25 protein-coding genes are annotated in these 25,654 nt (G+C 62.2%); 11 read left to right on the forward strand and 14 right to left on the reverse strand.

Features of this window, described 5'->3' with window-relative positions; all coding sequences use genetic code 11:
- The 4 genes from FHK92_RS08795 to FHK92_RS08810 form a co-directional block, all read right to left on the reverse strand.
- Window positions 1-458, reverse strand: a 458-nt coding sequence (locus tag FHK92_RS08795) for a VOC family protein (protein WP_181287842.1), incomplete at its 3' end; no start/stop codon positions are given.
- A 67-nt stretch (window positions 459-525) separates the two neighbouring features.
- Window positions 526-1,827, reverse strand: coding sequence for an Nramp family divalent metal transporter (locus tag FHK92_RS08800; RefSeq protein WP_181287713.1), 1,302 nt, complete (start codon window positions 1,825-1,827; stop codon window positions 526-528).
- A gap of 147 nt (window positions 1,828-1,974) precedes the next feature.
- A complete protein-coding gene (locus tag FHK92_RS08805) occupies window positions 1,975-2,214 on the reverse strand; it encodes a hypothetical protein (RefSeq protein WP_181287714.1) in 240 nt (79 codons plus the stop codon).
- A complete protein-coding gene (locus FHK92_RS08810) occupies window positions 2,207-2,992 on the reverse strand; it encodes an MlaA family lipoprotein (RefSeq protein WP_181287715.1) in 786 nt (261 codons plus the stop codon). The genes FHK92_RS08805 and FHK92_RS08810 overlap by 8 nt, the downstream gene beginning before the upstream one ends.
- Window positions 2,993-3,333: 341 nt before the next feature.
- On the opposite strand from FHK92_RS08810, the gene FHK92_RS08815 reads away from it, so the two are divergent.
- The 4 genes from FHK92_RS08815 to kefC all read left to right on the forward strand — a co-directional run bounded on the left by FHK92_RS08815 (window position 3,334) and on the right by kefC (window position 7,840).
- Entirely contained in the window at window positions 3,334-4,044 is a 711-nt protein-coding gene (locus FHK92_RS08815; protein WP_181287716.1) for a response regulator, read from the forward strand.
- Complete coding sequence (locus tag FHK92_RS08820; protein ID WP_181287717.1) at window positions 4,041-5,390, forward strand: sensor histidine kinase; 1,350 nt, start codon at window positions 4,041-4,043, stop codon at window positions 5,388-5,390. The genes FHK92_RS08815 and FHK92_RS08820 overlap by 4 nt, the downstream gene beginning before the upstream one ends.
- A 100-nt stretch (window positions 5,391-5,490) precedes the next feature.
- Entirely contained in the window at window positions 5,491-6,012 is a 522-nt protein-coding gene (kefF, locus tag FHK92_RS08825; protein ID WP_181287718.1) for a glutathione-regulated potassium-efflux system oxidoreductase KefF, read from the forward strand.
- 1 nt (window position 6,013) lies between these two features.
- Window positions 6,014-7,840: a glutathione-regulated potassium-efflux system protein KefC gene (gene kefC, locus FHK92_RS08830; RefSeq protein ID WP_181287719.1), complete on the forward strand. Its 1,827-nt coding sequence runs from the start codon at window positions 6,014-6,016 to the stop codon at window positions 7,838-7,840.
- A 133-nt stretch (window positions 7,841-7,973) separates the two neighbouring features.
- Here the strand turns inward: kefC and FHK92_RS08835 are convergent, their stop codons facing one another.
- Window positions 7,974-8,843, reverse strand: coding sequence for an aldo/keto reductase family oxidoreductase (locus FHK92_RS08835; RefSeq protein ID WP_181287720.1), 870 nt, complete (start codon window positions 8,841-8,843; stop codon window positions 7,974-7,976).
- 101 nt (window positions 8,844-8,944) lie between these two features.
- On the opposite strand from FHK92_RS08835, the gene FHK92_RS08840 reads away from it, so the two are divergent.
- Window positions 8,945-9,850, forward strand: coding sequence for a LysR family transcriptional regulator (locus tag FHK92_RS08840; protein ID WP_181287721.1), 906 nt, complete (start codon window positions 8,945-8,947; stop codon window positions 9,848-9,850).
- On the opposite strand, the gene FHK92_RS08845 is transcribed toward FHK92_RS08840, so the two are convergent.
- The 5 genes from FHK92_RS08845 to FHK92_RS08865 form a co-directional block, all read right to left on the reverse strand.
- Entirely contained in the window at window positions 9,832-10,650 is an 819-nt protein-coding gene (locus FHK92_RS08845) for an aminoglycoside adenylyltransferase family protein (protein WP_181287843.1), read from the reverse strand. The two genes, FHK92_RS08840 and FHK92_RS08845, sit on opposite strands and share 19 nt — an antisense overlap.
- A gap of 229 nt (window positions 10,651-10,879) precedes the next feature.
- Window positions 10,880-12,646 carry an ABC transporter ATP-binding protein gene (locus FHK92_RS08850; protein WP_181287722.1) on the reverse strand — a complete coding sequence of 589 codons (1,767 nt, stop codon included), beginning with the start codon at window positions 12,644-12,646 and terminating at the stop codon, window positions 10,880-10,882.
- On the reverse strand, window positions 12,643-13,749 hold the full coding sequence (locus FHK92_RS08855; protein ID WP_181287844.1) for a beta-glucosidase: 1,107 nt from the start codon (window positions 13,747-13,749) through the stop codon (window positions 12,643-12,645). The genes FHK92_RS08850 and FHK92_RS08855 overlap by 4 nt, the downstream gene beginning before the upstream one ends.
- Window positions 13,750-13,816: 67 nt before the next feature.
- The gene (glf, locus tag FHK92_RS08860) at window positions 13,817-14,992 is read right to left on the reverse strand and encodes a UDP-galactopyranose mutase (RefSeq protein WP_181287723.1); all 1,176 of its coding nucleotides are present in this window, start codon (window positions 14,990-14,992) and stop codon (window positions 13,817-13,819) included.
- Window positions 14,980-16,134, reverse strand: coding sequence for a glycosyltransferase family 1 protein (locus FHK92_RS08865; RefSeq protein ID WP_181287724.1), 1,155 nt, complete (start codon window positions 16,132-16,134; stop codon window positions 14,980-14,982). Before FHK92_RS08865 ends, glf begins: the two co-directional genes overlap by 13 nt.
- A 330-nt stretch (window positions 16,135-16,464) precedes the next feature.
- On the opposite strand from FHK92_RS08865, the gene galE reads away from it, so the two are divergent.
- Complete coding sequence (gene galE / locus FHK92_RS08870) at window positions 16,465-17,511, forward strand: UDP-glucose 4-epimerase GalE (RefSeq protein ID WP_181287725.1); 1,047 nt, start codon at window positions 16,465-16,467, stop codon at window positions 17,509-17,511.
- Between the two features lie 179 nt (window positions 17,512-17,690).
- Here galE and FHK92_RS08875 read toward each other — a convergent pair whose 3' ends face one another.
- The 3 genes from FHK92_RS08875 to FHK92_RS08885 all read right to left on the reverse strand — a co-directional run bounded on the left by FHK92_RS08875 (window position 17,691) and on the right by FHK92_RS08885 (window position 19,932).
- Window positions 17,691-17,957: a hypothetical protein gene (locus tag FHK92_RS08875; protein ID WP_181287726.1), complete on the reverse strand. Its 267-nt coding sequence runs from the start codon at window positions 17,955-17,957 to the stop codon at window positions 17,691-17,693.
- 77 nt (window positions 17,958-18,034) lie between these two features.
- A complete protein-coding gene (locus FHK92_RS08880) occupies window positions 18,035-18,760 on the reverse strand; it encodes a ferritin-like domain-containing protein (RefSeq protein ID WP_181287727.1) in 726 nt (241 codons plus the stop codon).
- Window positions 18,757-19,932: a hypothetical protein gene (locus FHK92_RS08885; protein ID WP_181287728.1), complete on the reverse strand. Its 1,176-nt coding sequence runs from the start codon at window positions 19,930-19,932 to the stop codon at window positions 18,757-18,759. Before FHK92_RS08885 ends, FHK92_RS08880 begins: the two co-directional genes overlap by 4 nt.
- A gap of 295 nt (window positions 19,933-20,227) precedes the next feature.
- Between FHK92_RS08885 and FHK92_RS08890 the strand changes: the two genes are divergently transcribed.
- The 4 genes from FHK92_RS08890 (at window position 20,228) to FHK92_RS08905 (ending at window position 24,253) form a co-directional block, all read left to right on the forward strand.
- On the forward strand, window positions 20,228-20,914 hold the full coding sequence (locus FHK92_RS08890) for an SOS response-associated peptidase family protein (RefSeq protein ID WP_181287729.1): 687 nt from the start codon (window positions 20,228-20,230) through the stop codon (window positions 20,912-20,914).
- Between the two features lie 110 nt (window positions 20,915-21,024).
- Window positions 21,025-21,405: a RidA family protein gene (locus FHK92_RS08895; protein ID WP_181287730.1), complete on the forward strand. Its 381-nt coding sequence runs from the start codon at window positions 21,025-21,027 to the stop codon at window positions 21,403-21,405.
- 518 nt (window positions 21,406-21,923) lie between these two features.
- Window positions 21,924-22,259 (forward strand): DUF6124 family protein, encoded by a 336-nt coding sequence (locus FHK92_RS08900; RefSeq protein ID WP_181287731.1) that lies wholly within the window; start codon window positions 21,924-21,926, stop codon window positions 22,257-22,259.
- Between the two features lie 230 nt (window positions 22,260-22,489).
- Window positions 22,490-24,253, forward strand: coding sequence for an L-lactate permease (locus FHK92_RS08905; RefSeq protein WP_181287732.1), 1,764 nt, complete (start codon window positions 22,490-22,492; stop codon window positions 24,251-24,253).
- A 152-nt stretch (window positions 24,254-24,405) separates the two neighbouring features.
- Here the strand turns inward: FHK92_RS08905 and FHK92_RS08910 are convergent, their stop codons facing one another.
- Complete coding sequence (locus tag FHK92_RS08910) at window positions 24,406-24,741, reverse strand: hypothetical protein (RefSeq protein WP_181287733.1); 336 nt, start codon at window positions 24,739-24,741, stop codon at window positions 24,406-24,408.
- Between the two features lie 247 nt (window positions 24,742-24,988).
- Between FHK92_RS08910 and FHK92_RS08915 the strand changes: the two genes are divergently transcribed.
- Window positions 24,989-25,645: a polysaccharide lyase family 7 protein gene (locus tag FHK92_RS08915; protein ID WP_181287734.1), complete on the forward strand. Its 657-nt coding sequence runs from the start codon at window positions 24,989-24,991 to the stop codon at window positions 25,643-25,645.
- Window positions 25,646-25,654: the final 9 nt, after the last annotated feature.

Here is a 25,654-nt window from a genome sequence, read left to right on the forward strand (position 1 = left end):
ATCGCCGCGATGTCGATCCTGGTCATCGTCATCATGGCCTCGAAGGCGCGCTTGGCGGCGGCTTTGTCGGAACTGGTGACCGCATCCACCAGCACCCGAGGGCTGATCTGCCACGACACGCCCCACTTGTCCTTGCACCAGCCGCAGGCGCTCGCCTGGCCGCCGTTGTCGATGATCGCATTCCACAAGCGGTCGGTCTCGGCCTGGTCGTCGGTTGCAATCTGGAACGAAAACGCCTCGCTGTGCTTGAACATCGCCCCGCCGTTCAAGCCGATGCAAGGAATGCCGATCACCGTGAAATCCACCGTGATCACATCGCCCTGATTGCCCGAAGGATAATCGCCCGGCGCATGGTGGATGGCGTTCACGGCGCTGTCGGGAAAGGTGCGTGCGTAAAACTCCGCCGCCTCTTGCGCGGTGCCGTCGTACCAGAGGCAGATCCTGTTCTTGTTGTTCATGCGGATTCTCCGAAAGGGACTGGACCGTGAAGTCTAGCAGCCCCTCCGGAAGGTGAATGGCCAGGACTCAGGTGAACAGATCGACGCCCAACTGGAACGCGACCCACAACGCCAGGCCGGTTGCAAACATCAGCGCAATGTTCTCGAACAGGTTGTTGCGGTATTCCTTGCCCAGCAGCGATTTCTGGTTGGACATGATCAGCAGGCCCAGGGAGATCACCGGCAGGCCGACGATGTTCAGCGCATTGACACCGATGGTCAGCGTCACGAAGTCCGGCATGCCCGGCAGCGACCAGATCAATGGCGTGACGAGGATGAACAACATGAACCACTTGTGCATCGGGTCGCGGTGGAACTCCTTGCCATAGCGCTGGCGACGCTCGGGCCGCACGTGCTGGAAGGCGTCGGTGATCAACATCGGGAATGCCGTGGTCTTGCCGGAAATGCTGGCGAACAGCGTGGCGAAGACGCCGACGAAGAACACGTACCAACCGATCGAGCCGAAGAACATTTCCAGGGCCTTGCCCAGGTCGCCCAGGGTTTTCACTTCGATACCGTTTGGCCGAAGGATCTCCGCGCCGACGATCCAGATCGCCAGGTTGATGACGATCCCGACGAACACCGCAAACAGCAGGTCGTTGCGCTGGACGCGCTTGTGCTCGGGCCCGATCCAGCCTTTCTGGCGCATGACATAAGGGTGGACAAAATTGGCGATGGAACCCGCCACCGCACCGATCACCGAGACCGCCACCAGCAGCGCGCCGTGCACGCCTTCATCGGGTGGAATGCTGAAGCCGATGGTGCCTTTGACGATCCCGGCGACATCCGGGCCGGACATGACCGCCAGGGCCAGGAACGCCAGGGTCATGATCGCCAGCAGCGCCTTCATCACGCCTTCGATCATCGAATAGATATTGCGCCCGACGAGCATCCACACCGCCAGCACCACCGCCACTGAACACAGCAGCGGATAGTCGACCTTGAGCAACATCGCCAGGGCCTCGCCGGCGCCCTTGATCATGTAGGCGTTCATCAAGTGGCCCATGAGCAGCGCGTACACCAGCAGGAACCAGGCGAAGAACGGATTGAGCTGGGCGTAGCCCTGGAGGATGGTCATGCCCTGGTTATTGCAGAGCTGGAAGCGCGCGATGATGTTGACGATCAAATATCGCAACAGCAGGGACACCGCCAGCACCCACATCATGGCGTAGCCATAGTTCGCGCCGGCCACGGACGACGTGATGAGGTCGCCGGCGCCCAGCCAGGACAGCACTGCGATGATGCCGGGGCCTAGAAGCTTCAGCAGTCGCACGAAACGGCTTTGCGCAGGGGCCACGGCCTGGCCTTCGGCGGAAGGAATGCTCGACATGGATGAGTCTCCGTTGTTGTTTTTGTGAGAAACGGAAACAGTCGACCACATTACGTACGACATCGTACAACAAGAATCAGGCTGGAATTATGTGGAAATGTTTCATGCGCCCCGGCGGCGCAAAGACACCGGGGCGGGTACCGTTCGTCACGGCGCACTCCCCCGCTCGCCGTTATTGACCATCCAGCGAATCATGCTCGCCAAGGGCACGCGATAGTGCTGGGTTGCCGATTGACCGACCTGCTGCGGGTCGTACCGTTCGACGTAGCGGCTGAACAGCACGTGACGACCATCCTCGGCCAGCCGCAACTCCATTTCGCGGCAATGCAACGCACCCTGGTCGAGGGTTTTCACCCGTCGATGCAGGACCAGCGCCTGGCTATTCATTCGCGGCGCCCTCATCCCCACAGTGCGGCGCGTCCTGGACGGAACCCAACTTTCCTTGCGCGACAAAATCGGCACGGCGCTGGGCGATGGCGTCGCGAAGCGCCACATAGTAATCAGGCTGGGCCTGGAGCGTGTCGGTGAGCGGCAACGCCTGCGCGCGGCCATCGACGACGCCACCCACGGTCTTGATCGTGCCCAGGGTTTTAACGGTATCGCTGTTGTCGCCGAACGGATCGACCGCAAAGCTCACCACCTTGCCGGTCGCATCCCTCAGGTTGGCGGTGCCCAGCAGCGGCAGTTCGACGATCGGTCCGGGAGCGATGTCCCAGACGCCGAACGTCTGGCCGAAATCCGACTCGTGGCGCTCGATGCCCAGCTTGCCCGACACATCGATCAACCCGACGATGCCCACCGTGGTGTTAATGGCAAAACGGCCCAGCGTGTTGACCGAACGCTGCCCGTTGCCTTGCAGCAGATCATTGATGAATACCTTGGGCTCGCCGAAGTTGGCGACGAAGTTGTGCACGCCAGCCTGGAACATGTCCGGCAATTTGCGATACCCACGGGCAATGGGCGCCAGGGCGTAATCGTCGACGGCGCGGTTGAAGGCGAAGATGCCACGGTTCACCGGTTCGGCCGGGTCATGGACGGCGAAGGGAACGCTCTCACAACTGCCCGGCGTGGTAGCGGGCGTACTGGTGCAACCGCTGGCGAATGCCGCCAGCGCGACGATGACGGTGGATCGGACAAACAACGGCGCAGGTTTGAGGATCGGCATGCGGGGCTATCTCGGGGAGGAATGGGATGGTGCCAATGCCGGTTAAAAGCCGAACACCAAACCCGTGGCGAGGGAGCTTGCTCCCGCTGGGTCGCGTAGCGGCCCCCTAAAAGCGGTGAGCGCTTCGCACTCAAGCGGGAGCAAGCTCCCTCGCCACGGGTTATGGGTAGAACTGACTCTTTGGATAGACCGACATCGACCCCATCCTGCCGCCGTTTTCTTGCCCGCAGATTTCCAGAATATTGCCCGCCGGCAGCTTTGTTTCCGGATTGAAATATATGACGCAAGCCCCGGATTGCCCCTAGTATTCCATCCCGTATTCATTGCCCGACGTGACCACCGTGAGCCATTTACTCCTGGTGGACGATGACCTCGAAGTCCTCGCCCTCCTGCGCAAATTCCTCGAACAACATGGCTATAGCGTCGAAGTCGCCGCCGACGGAAACGCCCTGTGGCAAGCGGTGGAGCGCCGGCAGCCGGACCTGATTATCCTCGACGTGATGCTGCCGGGCGACAACGGTCTGGTGCTCTGCCAACGCCTGCGCACCGAACATCGGGTCGGGATCATCATGCTCACCGCCATGGGCGAATTGAGCGACCGCGTCGTCGGTCTGGAAATGGGCGCCGACGACTACCTGACCAAACCCTTCGACGCCCGCGAACTGCTGGCCCGGGTGCGCGCCGTCCTTCGGCGTACCGGTGAAGCCAGGGGCACCTTGGGCGATTTGACCCGCCCGGTCCTGGAATTCGACGGCTGGCAACTGGACGTCACCCGCCGCGAGTTGCGGTCCCCCGACAAGGTCATGATTCCGCTGTCCAGCGGCGAGTTCGAACTGTTGCTGGTCTTCGCCGAACATCCACGCCGGGTGCTCACCCGCCAGCAACTACTGGACCTGGCCCGTGGCGAGACCTTCGATGCGTTCGACCGAAGCATCGACGTGCAGGTCAGCCGACTGCGCCGAAAACTGGAGAGCGACGTCACCGGTCCGTCGATGATCCGCACCGTCCGCAACAGCGGCTACCTGTTCAGCCCCCACGTGGTGAAGCGATGACACCGGGCCCCACGAAAGTGTCTCGACCACGGGACACCGTGGCGCGCTGGATCGCCTTGACCACGATGGTGGCGATGCTGACGTTGCTGGCCCTCAACGAATTGTTCGGCGCATTGGCCGGTGCCTGGGCGCGCCCTCCCCTGATGGAAACCGGCCTGATGGACAAGGCCGCGGCGATTACCCGCATCATCGACTCGGCGGCCCCCGAGCAACGGCCCGACGTTGCCAGGGCCGCCAGCGATCTCGGGCTCGACGTGCAATGGCTGCAGCGTCATGAGGAGGCCCGGTTGCCAGTCATTGGGGACCCGGAGTTCAGCGAAGGCTCGGTTTTTCTGCGCCGACAATTGAACAGGCCAGACGCCCGGATCGAGGCCTATGAGCCGGACGATTGGCCGACCAAGGATGACCCGGACAGGCGCTACGCGGTGATCATCGAGCTGACCGACCACACCTGGGCCATATTCTCCGTGACGTCCCGCAGTTGGGGCCTCAGCGAATGGCAGCGCAACCTGATCATCATCGCGCTGATCCTGCTCTCAACCTTGATCGTCGCGCTGATCGCCACCCGACACCTGGCGACACCCCTGGAGCACTTTGCCGAGGGCGCGCGGCGCTTCGGCGTGGATTTCCGGGCGCCGCCGATCCCGGTCGTGGGCCCTTATGAAATCCGCCAGGCGATCCTGGCGTTCAACGCCATGCAGGCCCAGCTCAAGCACTTCGTCCAGGACCGCACGCAGATGCTCGCGGCCATCTCCCACGACCTGCGGGCACCGTTGACCCGCATGCGCCTGCGCGGGGAATTCATCGAGGACACCGACCAGCAATCGAAGCTGTTCAGGGACGTCGACGAGATGCAGGCGATGGTCAACGCCGCACTGGAATTCTTCCGCGACGAAGCGCGCCTGGAACACGCCACGGCATTCGACCTGGCTGAGCTGTTGCACACCGTCGTCGACGACTTCAGGGACGCCGGCACCGAAGTATCGTTCGAAGGCGCCCAGCGCTTTGTCTATGTCGGTCGGCCCATCGGGATCAAGCGTGCGTTGACCAACCTGATCGACAACGCAGTCAAATATGGCAGCGAACCGGGCGTTCGTTTGAAAGCCTTCGCCGATTGCGTCGAGATCCGCATCGTCGACCGCGGGCCGGGCATCGCGCCTCAATATCAAGAGCAGGTATTCGCGCCGTTCTTTCGCGTCGAGGGCTCGCGCAACAAGAACACCGGCGGCGTCGGTCTGGGCCTGTCGGCGGCACGGGCGACGGTGCTGGAGCATGGCGGCACACTGGTCCTCAGGAATCGACGCGAGGGAGGCCTGGAAGCCAAAGTCTCGCTGCCGCTCAATTGACCCCAGCGAGGCGCGCTGAACAACGATGCCCTAAACCACACGCGATTTCGGTAGGATGTCCGGCCTTTTGACCCGGACCCTGTCTCGTGGAATTGCCCCGATGATCCTGATCGTTTACGCCCATCCCTACCCCGACCAGTCGCGGGTCAACCAGCAGATGCTCAAGCGCGCGTCCGCCAATCCGGACGTGGTCATACGGTCGCTCTACGATCTCTATCCGGACTTCGCCATCGACGTCGAGGCGGAACAGCGCGCCGTCGAACAGGCACAACTGGTCGTGCTCCAGCACCCAATGTACTGGTACAGCATGCCGCCGCTTCTGAAATTGTGGATCGACAAGGTGTTCACCCATGGCTGGGCCTACGGCAAAGGCACCACCGCGCTCAACGGCAAGGGCCTGCTGTGGGTCGTGACCACGGGTGGCGAGCCGGAACATTTCCAGATCGGCGCGTACCCGGACTTTTCAGCGTTGGCCCAGCCGCTCCACGCCACGGCGCTTTATTGCCACATGCGCTGGCTGGAACCGGTCGCCGTGCACGGCGCGTATGCCGCCGAGTCCGGCACCCAACGCGCACAAATCGAACACTACGGCGCACGCCTGGCCGCCTGGAAGGAAGATTGAGATGGAGACGCACAGCCTGATAGAAATGCTCATCTACCTGGCCTCGGCGACGCTGATCGTGCCGATTGCCGTGCGCTTCGGCCTCGGCCCGGTGCTGGGTTACCTGCTGGCCGGCTGCGTGATCGGCCCGTGGGGGCTCAAGCTCATCACCGACGTGAAGGCGATCCTGGAATTCGCCGAAATCGGCGTCGTGCTGATGCTGTTCATCATCGGCCTTGAGCTTGATCCCAAACGCCTGTGGGCGCTGCGCCGAATGGTGTTCGGCGGCGGCGCCTTGCAGATGCTGGCCTGCGGCGGTGCGATCGCGGCGTTCTGTGCGGTCCTGGGCCTGAACTGGACGGCGGCGCTGCTGGTCGGCCTGACCTTGAGCCTGTCCTCCACGGCCATCGCCATGCAAGCGATGAGCGAACGCAACCTGACCGCCACCGCCGTCGGACGCAGCAGTTTTGCCGTGCTGTTATTCCAGGACATCGCGGCCATTCCCCTGGTCGCCATGATCCCCTTGTTGTCGGCCCACGGCGAAACCCCGTCAGGCCTGGCCCTGGCGCTGTCGATCGTGAAGATCGTCGCCGCCATCAGCGTCGTCGTGCTGCTCGGGCGCTACGTGACGCGGCCGCTGCTGCGCTTCGCCGCGCGCTCAGGCCTGCGGGAGATCTTCAGTGCCGTGGCACTGTTCCTGGTGTTCGGTTTTGGTTTTCTTCTGGAAGAAGCCGGCCTGTCGATGGCCATGGGCGCGTTCCTCGCCGGGGTCTTGTTGGCGAGTTCCGAATACCGTCATGCGCTGGAAAGCGACATCGAGCCGTTCAAAGGCTTGTTGCTGGGCCTGTTCTTCATTGGTGTCGGCATGTCGATCGATTTCGGCACGCTGATCAACGCACCGCTGAAAGTTATGACCCTGACCCTGGGCTTCATCCTGATCAAACTGCTGGTGATCAAAACCGTCAGCCGCTTCCTGAACGTCCCCGCCGGTCAGCGCTCCTGGCAAGCGGTGCTGCTCGGCCAGGGCAGCGAATTCGCCTTCGTGGTGTTCGGCGCCGCGACGCTGGCGGGCATCCTCACCGACCAGTGGGGCAAGAGCCTGACGCTGGCGGTGGCCCTGTCCATGTGCCTGACGCCACTGCTGATCCTATTGCTGGACCGAATAGAGTCGGCCACCAAGAAGGACAGTCAAGAATCCGACCTCGTCGATCAGCAGAACCCTCGCGTGATCATCGCCGGCTTCGGCCGTTTCGGGCAGATAGCCGGGCGTTTGCTGATGTCCTGCGGCGTCGAAGTGGTCGTTCTGGATCATGACCCCGACAACATCGAGACGCTGCGCAAGTTCGGCGTGAAAGTGTTCTACGGCGACGCCACGCGCCTGGATCTACTCCACGCGGCCGGCGCGGCCCAGGCGGTGGTGCTGATCAATGCGATAGACGACCAGCAGGACAACCTGACGCTGACCCGCATGGCCCAGGAACATTTCCCCGCGCTGAAACTGATCGTGCGGGCGCGGGACATGGCGCACCTGATCACCCTGCGGCAACTGGGCGTGGAAAGCGCCGAGCGGGAGACCTTTGAAAGCGCGCTGGCATTGGGTCGCAGCGCCTTGGTGCAGATGGGCGTCGGCGCGTACGAGGCGCGCGAACGCGCCGATCAGTTCCGTCGCCTCAACCTGCGCATGCTCGAGGAAATCGTCGCCCAGCCGGAAGACGACCTCAAGTTCCGGCACGACGCCTACCGACGCGCCAATGCGCTGCTCACGGAAATGTTCAACGAGGACCGCCAGCGACCGATTGACAGCTGGCCTGAACATCACCGAAACGAGACGGAAAAAAGCGACGGCTAGATCTTGATACAGCCCGTCTGAAGTATCCGTGGCGAGGGAGCTTGCTCCCGCTCGATTGCGCAGCAATCGCACGATCTTGGGTCTGCTGCGCAGCCCAGCGGGAGCAAGCTCCCTCGCCACGGGTGTCAGCCATTTACCAGTCAACCAACCCATCCAACTCGGCCAACATCTGCGCCGGAATCCGCAGCCCACTCGCCGAGAGGTTTTCCCGCAGGTGCGTCACCGATGACGTACCGGGAATCAGCAGGATATTCGGTGCGCGTTGCAGCAGCCACGCCAACGCGACGCACAGCGGTGACGCCTCCAGGCGCGCCGCTACGCTGGAAAGGGTTTGCGATTGAAGCGGCGTAAACCCACCCAATGGGAAGAACGGCACGTAGGCGATGCCTTGCTTGCCCAGCTCGACAATCAACTGTTCATCATCACGGTGGGTCAGGTTGTAGTGATTCTGCACGCACACCACGTTCGCAATGCCTTGGGCCTGCTTGACTTGGGACGCCGTGACGTTGCTCAGGCCCAGATGCCGGATCAGGCCTTGGCGCTGCAACTCGGCCAGCGTCGAGAACTGTTCCTCGATGTCGTCATCGGCGGGTGCATGCAGATTGCCCCAGGCACGCAAGTTGACCACTTCCAGGACATCCACACCAAGGTTGCGCAGATTGTCATGGACAGCGCGGATCAGCTCGGCCGGGCTGTGGGCCGGGTTCCAGGACGCATCGGCGCCTCGAACGGCGCCAACCTTGGTCACGATGACCAGATCCTCGGCGTAAGGGTGCAGCGCCTCACGGATCAACCGATTGGTGACATGCGGCCCGTAGAAGTCGGCGGTGTCGATATGGTTGACGCCCGCCGCCACCGCTTCGCGCAGCACGGCGATAGCCGCTTCCGGATCCTTGGGCGGCCCGAAAACCTGGGGCCCCGCCAGCTGCATCGCGCCGTAGCCCATGCGATTGACGGTACGGTCGCCCAGTTGAAAAGTCCCTGCGGTGTCTGCCCTGCTCATCTCGTGCCCCTTGGATTAAATGTGCCTGGGCCGACTATAGGCGTTGACCACTCCACTGATAATCAGGTGCAATCCGAACGGGTTGTACGGCGGAGAGAACAATGGCGGCGGATATCCAGGACTTGCTGTCCTTCGTGGCGGTAGTGAATGCGGGCGGGTTTCGTGAAGGCGCGCGGATCAGCGGCAAATCGGCGTCCAGCCTCAGCGACGCGGTACGACGGATCGAAAGCCGCCTCGGCGTGCGCCTGCTCAACCGCACCACCCGCAGCGTGGTGCCAACCGAGGCCGGGGCACGGTTGATGGAACGCATCGTGCCGGCCTTGGGCGAAGTCGAGTCGGCCCTGGACGTGGTCAACGATTTTCGCGACCGCCCCTCGGGCACCCTCCGGTTGAACGTGCCGGTCAGCGCCGCCCGGCTGGTGTTGCCCGCGGTCATCGCGCCGTTTCTGAAAAACTACCCTGACATCCGCCTGGAAGTGGTGACTGAAGAAAGCTTCGTCGACATGCTCGCGGCCGGGTGTGACGCCGGCATTCGCTACGACGAACGTCTTGAGCAGGACATGATCGCCATTCCCATCGGCCCGCGCTTGCAGCGCTTCGCCACCGCCGCCTCGCCGGCATACCTCGACGCCCGGGGCCGCCCCGAACACCCGCGGGATCTGCTTCAACACGCTTGCCTGGCCGGCAAGTTCCCCAGCGGCGCCATGCCACTCTGGGAGTATGAACGTGACGGGGAAACCATCAGCGTCGAGCCGAACGGCCCATTGATCGTGCGCATTGGCGGGGCGATGGACCTGGCGGTACAAGCGGCCATCGACGGCCTGGGTGTTGTCCATTTGTTCGAGGATTGGCTGCGGCCGTACCTGGACAGTGGCGTACTCGAACCCGTACTCGAACCCTGGTGGCAGCGCTTTACCGGACCGTTTCTTTATTATCCCGGGCGCCGCTACCTGCCCTCGCCATTGCGGGCGTTCGTGGACTTTATCAATCAGAATCGGGGCGGCTGAACGTCGGCACGAAGCCGAGCATAGAGCCGGTCGATCTCCTGTCGCGCATGCGCCACGAACGCCCTGACCTGTCCAGGTTTGTCAGCGAGATCATCAGTCGACCGCCCAAGATAGACGCCACGGGCCGTATCCAGCACGGATCGATGGGCCTGGGGCAAACGGTCCAGCAGCCATGCCGCCGCCTCGTCCTTGGGCGCGATGTCGCCTGTCTCGAGGGTGAGCCAGATGCGCGCCAATGCCAGCACCACGTTGCACTGTTCATCTTGCCAATCGGCGTCTTCATTCCATTGCGTGGTGGTGTCGTACAACGCCCGGGTCAGGTCAGCCTCCGGCACTGGGCTGAGCGTTTCGTCGATAGGTGTGCCAAACAGGCAAACGCTGTGCTGCCTGGCCTTGGTCAACAGGATGGCCAGGTCGTGGTCCTCCATGGCCGGCTCGAAATGCCCAGCCTGCAAGTCCTCGCGCAACCACTCCCCGAACTGCAACTCGCGCACCGGTGGATATCGCCACGGGACGATCGCCTCCAGGGCGACCACCGTCACTTCCAACGGCCGGAGCGAATCGGTCGGCGGCCAGGCCGAGACGGTCAGCAGACCCTTCATCAGCCCATGCCTCACGGGGTCAGGCAATTGCAGGCCGACGAACACCAACAGGTCGATGTCGCTGTTGGGCTTGAGGCCACCGTCCACCGCTGAGCCAAACAAGAGGACGGCGCGCAGGTGCTGATCAAGATGACGCTTCAGCACCTCGAGCACTCGGGAAACCTGCGAATTGATTTCAGTAGGTAATTGAGGCGTCATAAGCATTCGACACAGCCTGGAAAAGTGTCAGTTTTTTCCAACTGAACCTGCAAAGGCAAGCACCTTTGCCCCACCTCCCCAGCTGTGTTCAAGCCGAACCACCGCTTTCGCGAGCAGGCTCGCTCCCACATAAGTTCTGCGCCATGCCCGCAACCACCCCACATCACCGTCCCCTGTGGGAGCGAGCTTGCTCGCGAAGGCGGCAGCCCATCCAGCATCATCCCGGCCGCTAACGCTTGCCCAATTCCATCCCCTGAGCCTGCCACAGCGTCTGGAACGGTCCTTTGCGGTGGCGCAGTTCATCGGGCGAACCGTCCTGGACGATTGTTCCGGCCTGCAGTACGAGGATTCGATCGAATCGGGCGACCGTCGACAGACGATGCGCCACCGCCAGGACAGTGCGGCCGCGCATCAGGTCGTCCAGCGCCATCTGCACCTTGGTTTCGGACGCGGTGTCCAGGGCCGAGGTGGCTTCGTCGAGAATCAGGATTGGCGCGTTTTTCAGGAACGCCCGCGCCAACCCGAGGCGCTGGCGCTGGCCGCCCGAAAGCATCACGCCGCGCTCCCCGACCAGCGTATTGAAGCCCTCTGGCAGATCGCGGATAAACTCTTCGCAATAGGCATGGCGGGCCGCGTCGAGGACCTGTTGCTCGGTGGCATCGGGCTGGCCATAGGCGATGTTTTCGAAAATGGTCCGATTGAACAGCGCCGGTTCCTGGGGCACCACGGCGATCTGACGGCGCAGGCTGTCCTGGCTGACTGAGCGCACGTCCCGGTCATCAATCAGGATCACCCCGCTGCGCACATCATCGAGCCGCTGGACAAGGCTGACCAGCGTCGACTTGCCCGCCCCCGAAGGGCCAACGATGCCGACCTTCTGCCCAGCGGGAATATCGAGGAACAAGTGCTTGATCGCGCCGCGCCCGTCGGCGTAGCTGTAGCTCACATCGATAAAGCGAATATTGCCGCGCCCGGGCACCAGCTCCGCCGCGCTGTCACTGAGGGCGTGCGGCTGGACGATGATGCGCAGGGTCTCGGCGATCACGCCCATCTGCTGCGAGGTGTCTACCAGCGCCAGCGCCAAGTCCCTTGAGCCGTGCAGGATGCGAAACGACAACGCGCTGACCATCACCACATCACCCGGGGTGATCTGCCCGTCCTGCCACAACAGGATCGACCAGCCAAGCATGCCACCCGCCATGATCGACAGGCAGATATCGTGCAAGACCCTGGCTTTTTCCAAGTAGATCCAACTACGGCGTTGGGCCTTGGCCTCGACGCCAATCGCCTGTTCGAGCCGACGCCGTTCCCGATGCCGGGCGGAAAATGCCTTGATTGTCCAGACATTGGAGACCTGATCCACCAGCTCGCCACCGACACGCGCAGCCTGGGACGCGAAGTCGATGTGCCGGCTGCGGCCTCGCAGACCCATCACCGTGATCAACGTCGCCACCACGACCACGGCGCCGATCAACGCGATGCCCATGGACAGTCGCACGGTGAACAGCACCACGACAGCGCCAATGAAGTCGACGCAGGGCGGGATGATTTTCCACGCCAGACCACCGTAGATGGACCCCGCCGCCGCGCCCGCGGAGGAAATCCGATTGGCCAGGGCGCCAGCGAAATGCTCGGAGAAGTAGCGCATCGGATGGCCGGTCAGGTGATTGAACAGGTCGATCCGCAGGTCCGCGCAACTGGCAACCACCGTCCGGCAACCCAGGTAGCCCCCCGAACGCCAGAACACGTTTTCGACCACGATCAGGGCGATGAACACCGTGAACGGCAGCCATACATGGCCCGCGGCCTCCCGGCCCTGGGCCATCGCATCCACCAACAGTTTCATGCCGAACTGCACCGCCACGGCGCAACTCGCGGCGCCAACGATCAGCAGGAACAAGGTCGCGAAATGCCACGGCCTGAGGGTGACGTAGCGCCATAGGAACGCGATCGCAGTGTTGGGTAACGGCAGTCCATGGGGTTGCTGACTGTTCATGGCAGTTGCGCCGTCGCCAGGGGTGCGGCGAAGCGCGCCTGCAACGCTGTGACCGCGCTCGACAGCGGATGGAAAGACGCACGGCTGCCTCTGCTGTCGGCATAGCCGAACACGCCGGTGGGACAGTAGCGGTCGTCGTCCCACCCCGGATAGTCGAGAAACGGATACCAACACATTCCCGCCATCGGAATGCCGCGCTCGATGGCCAAGGCCAGTTGCTCGCCGATGTACTGCAACCAGGGTACGCGAGCGGTGTCTTCGGCACCGGTTTCCGACAGCAGCATCGCCCTGCGGTAACGCTGGTGGACCTCACTGAGCATGCCCACCAGCGGGCGGTATTCGGGGTTTCCCGGCTCGATCCGGTTGCCGTGGAGGAACCATTGGTTATGGGGATAGAAATTCACCCCGAGGATGTCCAGGTATTCTTCCCGCCCGCCCAGTCCCGGCCAACTTCTTCCGGTCAGCAAATCCAAGGCCTCGAACTGGGATTGTCGATAGGCCTCGGCGGCCTCGATGTCCTCGGCTCGCCGAGTCGCGGACAGCACGTTGATCAGCGGATCGCACTGGACAAACCGCGCATTCGGAGCCGACTCGCGAATCGCCTCGATGGCCGCGATACTCGCGCGCACCAATTGATGCTTGAGCTCCGTGCCCCGCCGTTGCGCACCTGGGTTGAAATAGGCGACGTCACCACCGGCCCAACTCCAGAAAGAGATTTCATTGATCGGCGAATAGAACGGGACGTCGATCCCTTCATCGCGCATCAGCCGCGCCACGGCGCCGGCAAACCGGGCAAACCGCTCGACGAAGCCTGGGCGCCAGATGTCCAGATCGTCGGGGTAGCCGTAATGGCACAGATCCCAGACGACTTGCACATCGTGGCGCTGGGCGGCGCGCAACATCGGCAGGAAGCTGCGCCAGTCGTAACGGCCCGGTTGCCGCTCGATCAGATGCCAGCGCAGGCCATCCCTGGCGCAGCGAATGCCCAGCGTGGCGAGCTGGCGGTAATCCTCCCCTGCCCATTGGTCGTGACGAGTCGCCGCAAGCATGTCCAGTCGGCGCCCATCGGCGCGGCGTTGAGTGGAACACTCGTAGCCGGCCATCACGAAACTGCTGAAAATCTTGTGCTGCACGTTGCTGTCTCCCTGTGTGCGGGGCGCAAGCCAGGCGTCAACCTGGCTCGACCTCGTGGGCCTTCACCTCGACCCCCTCCTGCTCGGCGATACGCTGATACAGCGCAAGCGCCTGGCCCACCACCTGGTCCATGTTGTAGTACTTGTACGTGCCCAGCCGACCGAGAAACGTCACCCCCGGCGTTTCGTCGGCCAACGCCTTGTAGCGTTTGTACAGCTCGGCGTTTTCCGGACGCGGCACCGGGTAGTACGGGTCGCCCTCGGCACAGGGAAACTCGTAGGTCACGCTGGTGCGCGGATGCTGCTGGCCGGTGAGGTGCTTGTACTCGGTGATCCGGGTGTAGGGCACGGCCTCGTCCGGGTAATTGACCACCGCCACTGGCTGGAACTGCGCTTGATCCATGGTTTCGTGTTGGAAACGCAACGAGCGGTAAGGCAGCCGACCGAAGCAATGATCGAAGTACTCGTCGATGGGTCCGCAATAGATCAGTTCTTCGTAGGAGATGCGCTGGCGCACTGTCTTGAAATCGGTGGCCAACAGCACGTCGATGTTCGGATGATCGAGCATGCGCTCGAACATCCGGGTGTAGCCGTGCAAGGGCATCATCTGGAATTGATCGGTGAAATAACGATCGTCCGTGTTAGTGCGTGTCGGCACGCGGGACGTCACCGATTTGTCCAACTGCGAAGGGTCCAGTCCCCATTGCTTGCGGGTGTAGCCACGGAAGAACTTCTCGTACAACTCACGACCGATCTGGCTGACGACCACGTCTTCGGAGGTGCGGATCGACTCGACCGGCTCCGCCCGCTGTGCCAGGAATGCTTCGGCCTGCGCCTCGTCCATGGACAAGCCGAACAGCGTGTTCAGCGTGGTCAGGTTGATCGGAATCGGCACCTGGTGTCCATCGACCTGGGCCAGTACCCGGTGCTCGTAGGGCCGCCATTCGGTGAACCGCGACAGGTAATCGACGATGCGTTGGGCGTTGGTGTGGAAGATGTGCGGCCCGTAGCGATGAACCAGCACGCCCGCCTCGTCCAGATGGTCGTACGCATTGCCGCCGACGTGATCGCGGCGATCGATCAGCAGGACGCGCTTGCCCAACCCTTCGGCCAATCGCTCGGCCAACACGCTGCCGGCGAAACCGGCGCCGACGATCAGGTAGTCATACGGGGCAGAAGATTGATCAAGGGCATCGAGGGTTATCGTTGGCATTCGATCTGCTCCTTCATCTGGGCGCAGGTCTTGTCCCAGGACATGCCGTCCAGGGCCTTGTCGGCGTGCTCTGCAATGACGCCTGGCTGCGTGCGCAAGTCGAGCGCAGCCTGGATTGCGTCGATGAAGGCTTGGGGTGAATCGGCAATGGCGACCACCCCGCTGTCACCGTAGCCGCTGATCACATCACGGATCGGCGTGGATACCACCGGGCAACCGCCCGCCAAGTATTCGGGGGTCTTGGTCGGGCTGATGAAGCGCGTGGATTCGTTCAGGGCGAACGGCATCAACGCCACGTCCCAGCCGGCCAGATACGCAGGCAATTCTTCATATTGCTTGGCACCCAGGTAGTGAATGTTCGCCAGGCGCGGCAATGTCGCCGGATCGATCTTCACCACCGGCCCGATCAATACAATGTTCCAGTCGGGCCGTTGCGCTGCCAGTTCGCGTACCAGCTGGACGTCGAAACGCTCGTCGATCACACCGAAGAAACCCAATCGCGGATGCGCGATATCGGCCTGGTCCGCCGGATCGGGAATCGGTTGCCGGGCCGCGCCGAAATGTGCGACATCGACGCTGCTGGGCATGGCGTGGACATTGTCGTGATGCTGCCGCTTGGCCTCCCACAAGCTGAAGCCGCCGGTGAACACCACGTCGGCCTTCGCCAGCAACTTGCGCTCCATTTCCACCAAGGCGGGCGGGGCAAACCTGAAGGCCGAGAGCTCGTCCATGCAATCGAAAATCACCACGTTGGCCTCCAGGTGATCGGTGAAGGCCTGGCTCATCGGCGTGAGGTACCAGAGCATCAATTCACTCGGCCAGTGCTCTGCCAGCCAAGCATCCAGCAACTCCCGCTGGGCATCGACCACTTGGGTTTCACTCAATCCTTCGGGAAGCCTGGGCACCAGCACCGTGACGCCGTCGGCCACCGCATAGTGTTCGAGATGCGCGATCTGCCGCCCTTCGAAAATCGGCTCCTCGAAGAACAGCACGTCGTAGTCCCTGGCCAATCGCGACATCACGTGTTGGGGCCGTTGAAAGACGAAGCCCCAGCGCAGATGTGACAGGCACAACAGCGTGGGTCGCAGGCTGGTGGCGGACGCGGCGCTGGGCTTGAGGTGAAGCTGTTCTTGTTGATTCATGAGACGTTCCTTTTCTAGAGATCGATGCTGGGCCCACCGGAATCTGGCGCTGGCCGCCTGGCAAACAAGACCTGCCGACTCCCCTCGCGCTTGGCCTTGTGGACGTTGGAGAAAACCGGTTCCGAGGCCGTTCCAAAACTTGTTGAAGCCAGCCGACAAAGTGCACGCACCGATCAGTCAACTGCTCTGAACTCCTGACACACGCCACCACACTCAACTGAACAGGCTGATGTCTCCCACGCGCACCACTGCCGAAGCGAGACCGCCGAACAACGCCGAGTGTCTTGTGCAAAAGACATCAGGACAGGGATAACCGAGAGGGACTGAATAATGATTCTGGTAACAGGTGGTGCGGGCTACATCGGTGCCCACGTGGCGGTCGAACTGATGAACCGGGGCGACGCGGTATTGATCCTGGACAATCTCTGCAACAGCTCCCGGACGACACTGCAGCGCATTGCGAATGTGACAGGGCGTGAGCCCGGTTTTGTCTATGCCGACGTGCGCAACCGTCGGGCGCTGGATAACGTGTTCAAGGAGTACCCCATCGAGGCCGTCGTCCACTGCGCCGGACTCAAGGCCGTCGGTGAAAGCGTGCGCGAGCCGCTGAGGTATTTCGATACCAACGTCAGCGGCAGCGTGACGCTGTGCCAAGCCATGGCCGAGGCCGGCGTGTTCAACCTGGTGTTCAGCTCATCGGCGACGGTCTATGGCGATTGCGCCCAGATGCCCATCGCCGAGACCTGTCCGACGGGACAACCGACCAACCCCTACGGTCAGTCGAAGCTGATGGCCGAGCATGTCATGCGTTGCACTGCGACTTCCGATGCGTGTTGGTCGATCGGGCTGCTGCGCTACTTCAATCCCATCGGCGCGCATTGCTCCGGCCAGTTGGGAGAGACGCCGACGCAGACGCCCAACAATCTCCTGCCGTACCTGTTGCAGGTGGCCAACGGTGAGCGCGAGGTGCTGCGGATTTTCGGCTCCGACTACCCGACGCCGGACGGCACCGGCATCAGGGATTACGTCCATGTGGTGGATTTGGCCGAGGGCCATTTGCGGGCGTTGGAACGCTTGCGTGGGCAGACCGGTGTGCACGTCTGGAACCTGGGCACCGGGCGCGGTTATTCGGTGCTGGAGGTGGTGAGTGCATTCGAGCGAGTGACCGGGGAGACGGTGCCGCTGGCCTTTGAAGCGCGTCGTCCGGGAGATATCGCCCGGTGCTGGGCCGACCCAGGCAAAGCCGCCGAGCAACTCGGTTGGACGGCACGTCATGGTCTTGAGCGCATGCTGGAAGATGCCTGGCGCTGGCAGTGCCTGAACTTCCCCCGGGTCGAGCGGCAGGAGGTGGTTTGGCAGAGTATCGAGCAGGGATGAATCCCACTATGGGAGCGAGCTTGAACGCGATTGTGGTGTTTCAGTCAGCAGAAAGATGCTGAAGGTACCGGCCTCTTCGCGAGCAGGCTCGCTCCTACAGGGGACTGTGTTTGACCTGGATTGCTTGGCTGCTAAGGTCCTGTGTGGGAGCGAGCCTGCTCGCGAAGAGGCCCGTGCGTTCAGCCCCGGGGCAAGCGCATCCGCGCCACGTTCAAACAGTCGCGCTGGTTCCTCGACAGCATCTCCACGGTCAGCTGATAAGCCTGGTCCGCCGCGTCCTTGAGCAGTTGCCAATCCTCCAGGCTGATCAATTCGTGCAATACCAATTCGTCAGCGCGCCGAATCAACGTGTCGTAATAGTCCTCGGGAAAGTCCAGGCGATACGCATCGTCTTCGAGCAACAGCCGCCAGGCTTTCAATTCCATCTCAAGGTCGGTTTCACTCACGGGCGGTTGTCCTTCAACAGTTCGAGCCAATGGACCACCCCGGAAAAACCAGGGTGGAGCCAGGTGTGAAGCAACGCTCAGCTCACTTGCGCAAGCAGGTCTTGCTTGATGAAGTTGCGCACCGCGGCCAAGTGCGTTTCCTCCTGTTCCAGGGCATGGCCGAAGCGCTTGGCAATCAGCGGATGACCGCCCTTCTGCGCCAGCTCGATCAGCAACTCCCAAGCAGCGTTGTCTTCCAACTCGATGGTCAGAATCGCGCTCATCGATTGGGACACGGTCGTGCGTGGGTCCGTCAATACTTGCAACACGCCCATGGCCTTCACGCCCGCCACGTCGGCGCAAGGCGTCATGGCCGTCGGGTCGCCGCCGAGGGTTTCGATGGCTTCGCGCACGATGTTCATGTGCTCGAGTTCCTCGGCCTGGATCTGCCGCAAGGTCTCGACCAACGCAGGATCGGCGCCGGGCGCAGACGTGGCCTTGGCGACCATCGCTTCATACAGACGCACGCCGGTGCGCTCGAAGGCCAGCCGCTCGCCCAGCTTGTCGAGCAACACTTCCGGCGCCTTGCCGATGGTCTTGTCCAACGCAGTCTTGACCATGCCTTTGACCGAGCCCGGCGCGGGCACCGAACCGATCAGGTCGGCCTCGCGGATGGCGCGTTCACGTTCTGCGGTGTAGTCGCTCATATCGCCCGGCACGTCCGCCGGGAACAGTCGGGTGGCTTCCAATTGGCGAGCAGTGTCTTCGGGAGACATCTGGGCGCCGGTACGATTCAGGCCGATGGTGACTTGGCGTTCGCTCATTGCTGTTCTCCCACGGGGTTGAGTTCGGTGCCGGGCTTGAAGGTGTAGCCGGCGGAGGCGATGTTGGCGGGCACGCCTTCGCTGTTGAGCTGGGCGCGGTAGTCGAGGGAGGCGTGGCCTTCGCGCTCCTTGGGCACGTAGTCGATGCCGTGGGCGCGCAGATCCACTTCCCGGGACAGCGTCTCGCGGACGAATTCGCGCTGGCTCTTGAATTCGATCATGCGGGGTAATTGACCGCTGAGCACTTCGGCGGGGTCGCGTCGTTCGTACTTCTTGAACAGCTCGCAGGCCAGGTTCAAGTGGCCCAGTTCGTAATCGAGGAAACGTTCCCACAGCGCCTTGATACGCGGGTTTTCTTCCTGCTCGGCGCAACTGGCGTAGGTGTAGACCTCCATCGCTTCGTGCACCAGCCACTTCTCCATGAAGGTTTCGCTGGGATCCTGCAGCGAGCCGTACTGGGTGACGTGTTGTTCTTCTACCGAGGCAATTTCGGCATATAACGCACGCGCCACCGGGTCGGCGAACAGCGGGCCGATGTTCATGTAGTAATCGTGGGTCTGGTATTCCGCGCCGGTGATCAGCGCGGCGTGGATCTTGGTGATCAGCGCGGCGTTTTCCTTCTTGTAGTTATCGCGCAGGTCATCGCCGGGCGCACGGTGGTGCTCGCTGGTGGGTCGGCCGGGCACGATGTCCGTATAGCCTTGCAGGATGTTGTTGGCGTCCTTGCCTTCCAACCGATCGAGCATCGCCGAGTAACGGTAGAGGTGGTCGAAATCCTCCAGCAGGCCAAAGCGATAGGTCTGTGCCTGATAAGGGTCGGGCTCGTTCTGGGCGACGGCGGCGGTCACTTCGATGGCGACCTGTTCATAGGCCACGGTGGTTTCCAGTGGCGAATGATCCGCCGACAGCAACCAGTTGATGGCGGTCATCTGATGCTGCTCGGCACGCCTCACCTGGGCCAGGGGCAGTTGCAACTCCTTATGGAAACGCGCGCCGAAATGCTTGAGGCGCAGGGCGTCGGATTCGACGCCGTTCATCAATATCACCCGCACCCGCGTGAACGCGTCGTCGTCCAATTTACTGATCGGCTTGCCGGCCAGTTCACGCCAGGTAAAGGTCTGCTTGTCGAGGGGCGTCCCCTTGTTATCCAGCAGATTGTCGATTTTGGTCATGGGTCAATCTCCTTCATCAGAGGCCACGCGATACACCGTCGATGCGACCGCGCCGGGGCACAAAACGAACGACCCTGGAGAAATGCGCAGCGCTCCGAGCAGACGATGAGCGGTCGCATAAGTGGATGAAATGCCGCTTGATTTTCCGCTCATCCGGTCGCGACAAGGATTTTCGAACCAAGCGTTGGCGCGCCGGCTCGGAGCTACATAACACCGCCGCAGCCCACCGAAGACGAATCGGTTTCTTGCGGCTTTCACGGCGGGGTGAAGCCCAAACCTGCCTGGAGTTTTCGCGATGTGTGAATGTTTCGTTCAGCCTGTTTCTTCCAAGGATTCCCTGGCGTTCTTTGCCCAACGGGATGTGTTCGGCGCCCAGCACCACACAAGCCTGTCGGCCGACAGTCTTCACGCCGCGGCGGCTCCCGCGCTGCATGAGCGACAAAGCGTGATCAAGCCGAACATGCAGGTCAGCGCCATTCGCAACCGTGGCGGGCGGCTGGAGTGCATCAAGGTTCGCTGGGGCTGGTCGCCTGTCTGGTCGATGGGCACGATGCCGCCGCTGACCCACCTGCCCTTGCACCTGGTGATGCGCTCCAAAGTGTTTGACCGGATCAAGCGCGACGGCCGCGTGCTGGTTGCGGTAGACGGCTGGTACGAAGCCGCTACGGAGGCTGGCGCCTCAGCCCAGGCCAAGCGCCTGAGCTATACGACGTCGCGGCAGTCATCGCCTATCTTCCTCGCCGCCCTGGCCCAGGCCAGTGAAACACCCAACGGTTGTGACGGGCTGGCCTTGGTGACTTATGGCGACATCGTCAATCAACAGCAGCGGCTGCTGGCCTTCACCGGGGAAAACGCGCTCGAATGGTTACGCCCTGATCTGGATTGGGAACAAGCCCGAGACATGGCCGCGCATGTGGCTGTCGACGAACCGCAACTGGAACATGTACTGACCTCCAAGCGGATGGTCCAGGGGCGGCGGTGATCGCGGCACAAGCCGGAGGAAATCGCTGACAGCTTGAAGATCGGCGCTAAACTGGCAGGCCAGTCGCCTTGAGGTGACTGGCCTTTTTCTTTGACGAGCAAGAGACTTCCATGGCGAACCCAGACATCACGTTCACTCCCGACCCGGACACGGACTCCATCTCCTCCGACGTCGCCGGCTTCGGCGGCCTGTTGGTTTCCACGCAAATCCCGACCCGCGCCGACGGCAGCCTGGAGCTGGGCGACATCACAGCGCAGAGCGAGTGCACGTTGCAGGCGCTCAAGACCACACTGGAACGTGCCGGCAGTTCCATGGACCGCGTGTTGCACCTGACCATCTACCTCACCGACATGGCCGACCGCGCCGCCTTCAACGAAGTCTACAAACGCTACTTCGCCAAGCCCTGGCCGGTGCGTGCCGCCGTCGGCGTGGCGGCGTTGGCGGTTGAAGGAATGCGGGTGGAAGTGACGGCGATGGCGGCGAAGGGCTGAGCAGCACCTCAGACAAGCGAGGAGCTTTTGTGGCGAGGGAGCTTGCTCCCGCTGGGTGGCGAAGCCGCCCCAAAATCTCTGCATCAGCAAAGAACTTGGGCCTGCTACGCAGTCCAGCGGGAGCAAGCTCCCTCGCCACGGGTTTTGGGTTAACCCAGATTCCCGGTCCAGCAGCGGGCTGTGTTTATTCGGTTGTAGGATCCTTCGCGTTCGGGCTACGTCGTCTTGCGCCGTTACCTACAACTACGCCAGAATCCGCCGACTTGTGCGCCTTGGGATCGGGCTTTACTGTTGCTCGGTCGCTGAAAATCAGCGATCGGGTTTGGTAGCCCGGCTTTTGACTTGGCGCATAGCACAGCCCTACAGGCCATTTTTGGCATTTGTTATGGCGGTCATGCGCAGGGCGTCTTCGGACGCGCCGGTTGCCAGGTCACCGGTCTACCAACCCGCGTATGGCCGCCACCCTTCGTTTGGTAGCGAGAGTGGATGGCTCCTTTTTTCGACTTGGAGTTCCATCTATGTTCAAAGTAACCCCGAATCCTCCCGACACCGATCCAGCCGACGCAAAGGCATTCGACGAAGCCGCCGAGCGCGCCCTTGATTACTACCTCAAGCCCAAACCCAGCAAACCAACACCTGACCCAAGCCAACTCTTCACCGTGATCAACGGCGTGGGCAACGAAGCCCTGCTCGCCAACCTCAGCGAAACCCTCGCCTCGGCCAACGCGATGATCAATGACCTGGCGTTCGACCTGGACGGTTCGCGACGACACGTTGCCCTGGGCATCCTGCAACTGATCGAAATGGGCGCGCTACTGGCGAACCGCGCGCTGGACAACGTCGAAGCGCGCTAACCGCCGTTGCACATCACCCCTGTGGCGAGGGAGCTTGCTCCCGCTGGGTGGCGAAGCCGCCCCAAAATTTCTGCATTGGCAAAGAATTTGGGCCTGCTGCCAGTCCAGCGGGAGCAAGCTCCCTCGCCACGGGGGGGTTGGCTGACAATCGCCTGGCAAATCCCCGCCTATACTTCTCTGCCAATCCCCCCGGGGCCTGCACTTCCAACAATAAAAAGCAGAGGTGGAACATGGTCTGGCAACAAGTCTACGATCCCTTCGGTAATGCGGTGCTGTCGACGGCCCTGGCGGCGGTTCCGGTGGTGGTGATGCTGGCGTCCCTGGCATTCTTTCATGTCAAGGCGCACCTCGCGGCGCTGTATGCCCTGGCCTCGGCCTTGCTCATCGCGATTTTCGCCTTTGGCATGCCGGCCAACATGGCCGGTTCAGCGGCGCTTTATGGTGCGGCCAACGGGCTGCTGCCCATCGGTTGGATCGTGCTCAACATCATCTTCCTGCACCGGCTGACCACCGAGAACGGTTCGTTCAAGGTCCTACAGGATTCCCTGGCGCGCATCACCGATGACCGCCGCTTGCAACTGCTGCTGATTGCCTTCTGTTTCGGCGCGTTTTTCGAAGGCGCGGCGGGTTTCGGCACGCCAGTGGCCGTGACCGGCGCGATCCTCATCGGCCTGGGCTTTTCGCCGCTGGCCGCCTCGGGCCTGGCGTTGATCGCCAACACCGCCCCGGTGGCATTCGGCGCCCTGGGCACGCCGATCATCACCCTCGCCAAAGTCACCGGGCTCGACGAAATGGAGCTGTCGATGATGGTCGGTCGGCAGTTGCCGTTTTTCTCGGTGATCGTGCCGTTCTGGCTGATCTGGGCGTTCGCCGGCTGGCGCAAGATGCTGGAGATCTGGCCGGCGATCCTGGTGGCTGGTGTCAGCTTCGCCATCCCGCAGTTCCTGGTGTCGAACTTCCACGGCCCGATGCTGGTGGACGTGATCGCCGCGCTGATTTCCATGGCCTGCCTCACCGGATTCATCAAGGTCTGGAAACCGGCCACCATTCACACGTCCGCGGCGCTGTCCGGTCGGCACGATGATTCGAAGATCGACGCCAGCGAAGCACAGGCGCCGGTCGCCAGCGCCGCGTTTTCCAATGACGCCCGTCCCGCCGTGCTGCGCGCCTGGATGCCGTGGATCATCCTCACGGTGTTCGTGTTTGCCTGGGGCACGCAGGGTTTCAAGAACATCTTCGACACCCGCCCGGCCATCGACCCGCAGACGCAATCGGCCAAGCTTGATCCCCAAGGCAAGCCTATGCGCGAGGCGAATCCGATCTTCTCGCCGCTGCTGACCTTCGGCACCATCCACCAGCAGATCGAAAAGGTCCCGCCCGTGGTGCCACAGCCTAAAACCGAGGAAGCGGTCTACAAATTCAACTGGTTCACCGCCACCGGCAGCGGCATCTTCCTGGCAGCCGTTCTCGGCGGCTTGCTGATGGGCTATTCGATCCCGCAACTGGTGCGCCAATACCTGCGAACGTTATGGGTGGTGCGCTATTCATTGATCACCATCGTGGCGATGTTGGCGTTGGGCTTTCTGACGCGTTATTCGGGCCTGGACGCGACCATGGGCCTGGCGTTCGCCGCGACGGGCATCTTCTACCCGATGTTCGGCACGCTGCTGGGCTGGCTCGGCGTGGCACTGACCGGTTCGGACACGGCTTCAAACGTGCTGTTTGGCGGTCTGCAACGGGTGACGGCAGAGCAGTTGGGGATCAGCCCTGTGCTGATGGCCGCCGCGAACAGTTCAGGTGGGGTGATGGGCAAGATGGTCGATGCGCAGTCGATCGTGGTCGCCTCCACCGCGACGCGTTGGTACGGCCACGAAGGGGAAATCCTGCGCTACGTGTTTTTCCACTCGGTGGTGCTGGCGATCCTGGTAGGCGGGCTGGTGACGTTGCAGGCGTATGTGGCGCCGTTCAGTCACATGGTGGTGGGCGGACACTGAATGGAGAAAGGCTTATGTGGCGAGGGAGCTTGCTCCCGCTGGGTGGCGAAGCCGCCCCAAAATTTCTGCATCAGCAAAAAACTTGGGCCTGCTGCGCAGTCCAGCGGGAGCAAGCTCCCTCGCCACGGGTATGCGTACTGACCTGGTCGGTGTTACTGAACGTTCTTCAGCTTGACCACATCACCGGACACCGAGGTGGTGTAGCCGGTCAGGACCCAGGCCCAGAACCAGTTTTCCTGGACTTGGGTGTTGATCATGGCGTCGCCGCCCTTGGCCTGGATCGCCGCGGTCTGGGCACGGACGAAACGGTTGTTCTGGCGAATCGGGATCACGCCGAACAGCAGCAGGCCGGTGGCCTTGGCTTCGCTGTGGCCCACGACGGTGTATTGGCTGCTGTCGTATTGCTGGGTCTTCATCGGGGTGCCGGTGCAACCCGCCAGGACCAGGCCGAACAGTGCGCAGGCGACAACTTTGGTGATGTGGTTCATTTGAGGCTCCATGGGAAAACGCCCGGGATCCATCTCTCGGGCGGCGCGTACTCTAACCGATCAGCAATAAAATGACACAACATCCTCTGCCCGTTTCAGGGCTCGAAAGGCCCATGACAGAGCCATTCGTCAGGTGCGCCTCCAGCGAAACAGACTCGCGTCGATAGCATGAAAACTGCGCCACGGAAGGCAGTTTCTTGTCTTGACGACCGCCAGGTAACGGGCGGTCCCGTTGGAGGGTTTCATCATGATTGACGTGACAGTCTGGAGCGTTACCCTGCCGGTGCAAACGCCCGCGCAGGTCGTGGCAACCAAAGCCATGCCGAGTTTGAAAAATATCTATTTCGACAATAACGGCCAGCGGATCGTCTTCTGGGCGCCCGTCACCGGCTCCCATACCGGTAACAGCAAATTCCCGCGTTCCGAACTGCGGGAAACCAGCAAGGACGGCAAACACCGCAACTGGCGCTACAACAGCGGCACCAACACCCTCAAGGGCGAACTGTCGGTCAATCAGGTGCCGTCGGAAGGCCGTGTGGTGGTCGCGCAGATTCACGCCAAGAATGCCCCGACGCCGTTATTAAAACTGGTTTACCGCTACGAAAAGGGCACCGGCAACATTGACGTGGAATACCGGGTCAAGCCCAACGACAAAAAGAGCCCGGTGATCTACACCGTGCCCAAGGTGCCGTTGAACAAGTCCTTCTCGTACACCTTGCAGATGGACAAGCAAGGCCAGCTCACGATGCTGATCGGCAGCAGCGGCAAACAGGTGAAGCTGGACAAGTCCTGGTACGGCTACGACTTCTATTTCAAGGCCGGCGTCTACACGCTGGACAACAAGGGTTATTCCAACGAAGGCGGCAAAGTGACCTACACCAAACTGAACGTCAGTCACAAGTGACTGGCGTTC

The organism is Pseudomonas brassicacearum subsp. neoaurantiaca, from assembly GCF_013608025.1.
Lineage (GTDB): Bacteria > Pseudomonadota > Gammaproteobacteria > Pseudomonadales > Pseudomonadaceae > Aquipseudomonas.

Coding starts and splice junctions, on each gene's coding strand:
- FHK92_RS08800 (WP_181287713.1), bottom strand. CDS start 1,827: ATGTCGAGCATTCCTTCCGCCGAAGGCCAGGCCGTGGCCCCTGCGCAA.
- FHK92_RS08805 (WP_181287714.1), bottom strand. CDS start 2,214: ATGAATAGCCAGGCGCTGGTCCTGCATCGACGGGTGAAAACCCTCGAC.
- FHK92_RS08810 (WP_181287715.1), bottom strand. CDS start 2,992: ATGCCGATCCTCAAACCTGCGCCGTTGTTTGTCCGATCCACCGTCATC.
- FHK92_RS08820 (WP_181287717.1), top strand. CDS start 4,041: ATGACACCGGGCCCCACGAAAGTGTCTCGACCACGGGACACCGTGGCG.
- kefF (WP_181287718.1), top strand. CDS start 5,491: ATGATCCTGATCGTTTACGCCCATCCCTACCCCGACCAGTCGCGGGTC.
- kefC (WP_181287719.1), top strand. CDS start 6,014: ATGGAGACGCACAGCCTGATAGAAATGCTCATCTACCTGGCCTCGGCG.
- FHK92_RS08835 (WP_181287720.1), bottom strand. CDS start 8,843: ATGAGCAGGGCAGACACCGCAGGGACTTTTCAACTGGGCGACCGTACC.
- FHK92_RS08840 (WP_181287721.1), top strand. CDS start 8,945: ATGGCGGCGGATATCCAGGACTTGCTGTCCTTCGTGGCGGTAGTGAAT.
- FHK92_RS08845 (WP_181287843.1), bottom strand. CDS start 10,650: ATGACGCCTCAATTACCTACTGAAATCAATTCGCAGGTTTCCCGAGTG.
- FHK92_RS08850 (WP_181287722.1), bottom strand. CDS start 12,646: ATGAACAGTCAGCAACCCCATGGACTGCCGTTACCCAACACTGCGATC.
- FHK92_RS08855 (WP_181287844.1), bottom strand. CDS start 13,749: ATGGCCGGCTACGAGTGTTCCACTCAACGCCGCGCCGATGGGCGCCGA.
- glf (WP_181287723.1), bottom strand. CDS start 14,992: ATGCCAACGATAACCCTCGATGCCCTTGATCAATCTTCTGCCCCGTAT.
- FHK92_RS08865 (WP_181287724.1), bottom strand. CDS start 16,134: ATGAATCAACAAGAACAGCTTCACCTCAAGCCCAGCGCCGCGTCCGCC.
- galE (WP_181287725.1), top strand. CDS start 16,465: ATGATTCTGGTAACAGGTGGTGCGGGCTACATCGGTGCCCACGTGGCG.
- FHK92_RS08880 (WP_181287727.1), bottom strand. CDS start 18,760: ATGAGCGAACGCCAAGTCACCATCGGCCTGAATCGTACCGGCGCCCAG.
- FHK92_RS08885 (WP_181287728.1), bottom strand. CDS start 19,932: ATGACCAAAATCGACAATCTGCTGGATAACAAGGGGACGCCCCTCGAC.
- FHK92_RS08890 (WP_181287729.1), top strand. CDS start 20,228: ATGTGTGAATGTTTCGTTCAGCCTGTTTCTTCCAAGGATTCCCTGGCG.
- FHK92_RS08895 (WP_181287730.1), top strand. CDS start 21,025: ATGGCGAACCCAGACATCACGTTCACTCCCGACCCGGACACGGACTCC.
- FHK92_RS08900 (WP_181287731.1), top strand. CDS start 21,924: ATGTTCAAAGTAACCCCGAATCCTCCCGACACCGATCCAGCCGACGCA.
- FHK92_RS08905 (WP_181287732.1), top strand. CDS start 22,490: ATGGTCTGGCAACAAGTCTACGATCCCTTCGGTAATGCGGTGCTGTCG.
- FHK92_RS08910 (WP_181287733.1), bottom strand. CDS start 24,741: ATGAACCACATCACCAAAGTTGTCGCCTGCGCACTGTTCGGCCTGGTC.
- FHK92_RS08915 (WP_181287734.1), top strand. CDS start 24,989: ATGATTGACGTGACAGTCTGGAGCGTTACCCTGCCGGTGCAAACGCCC.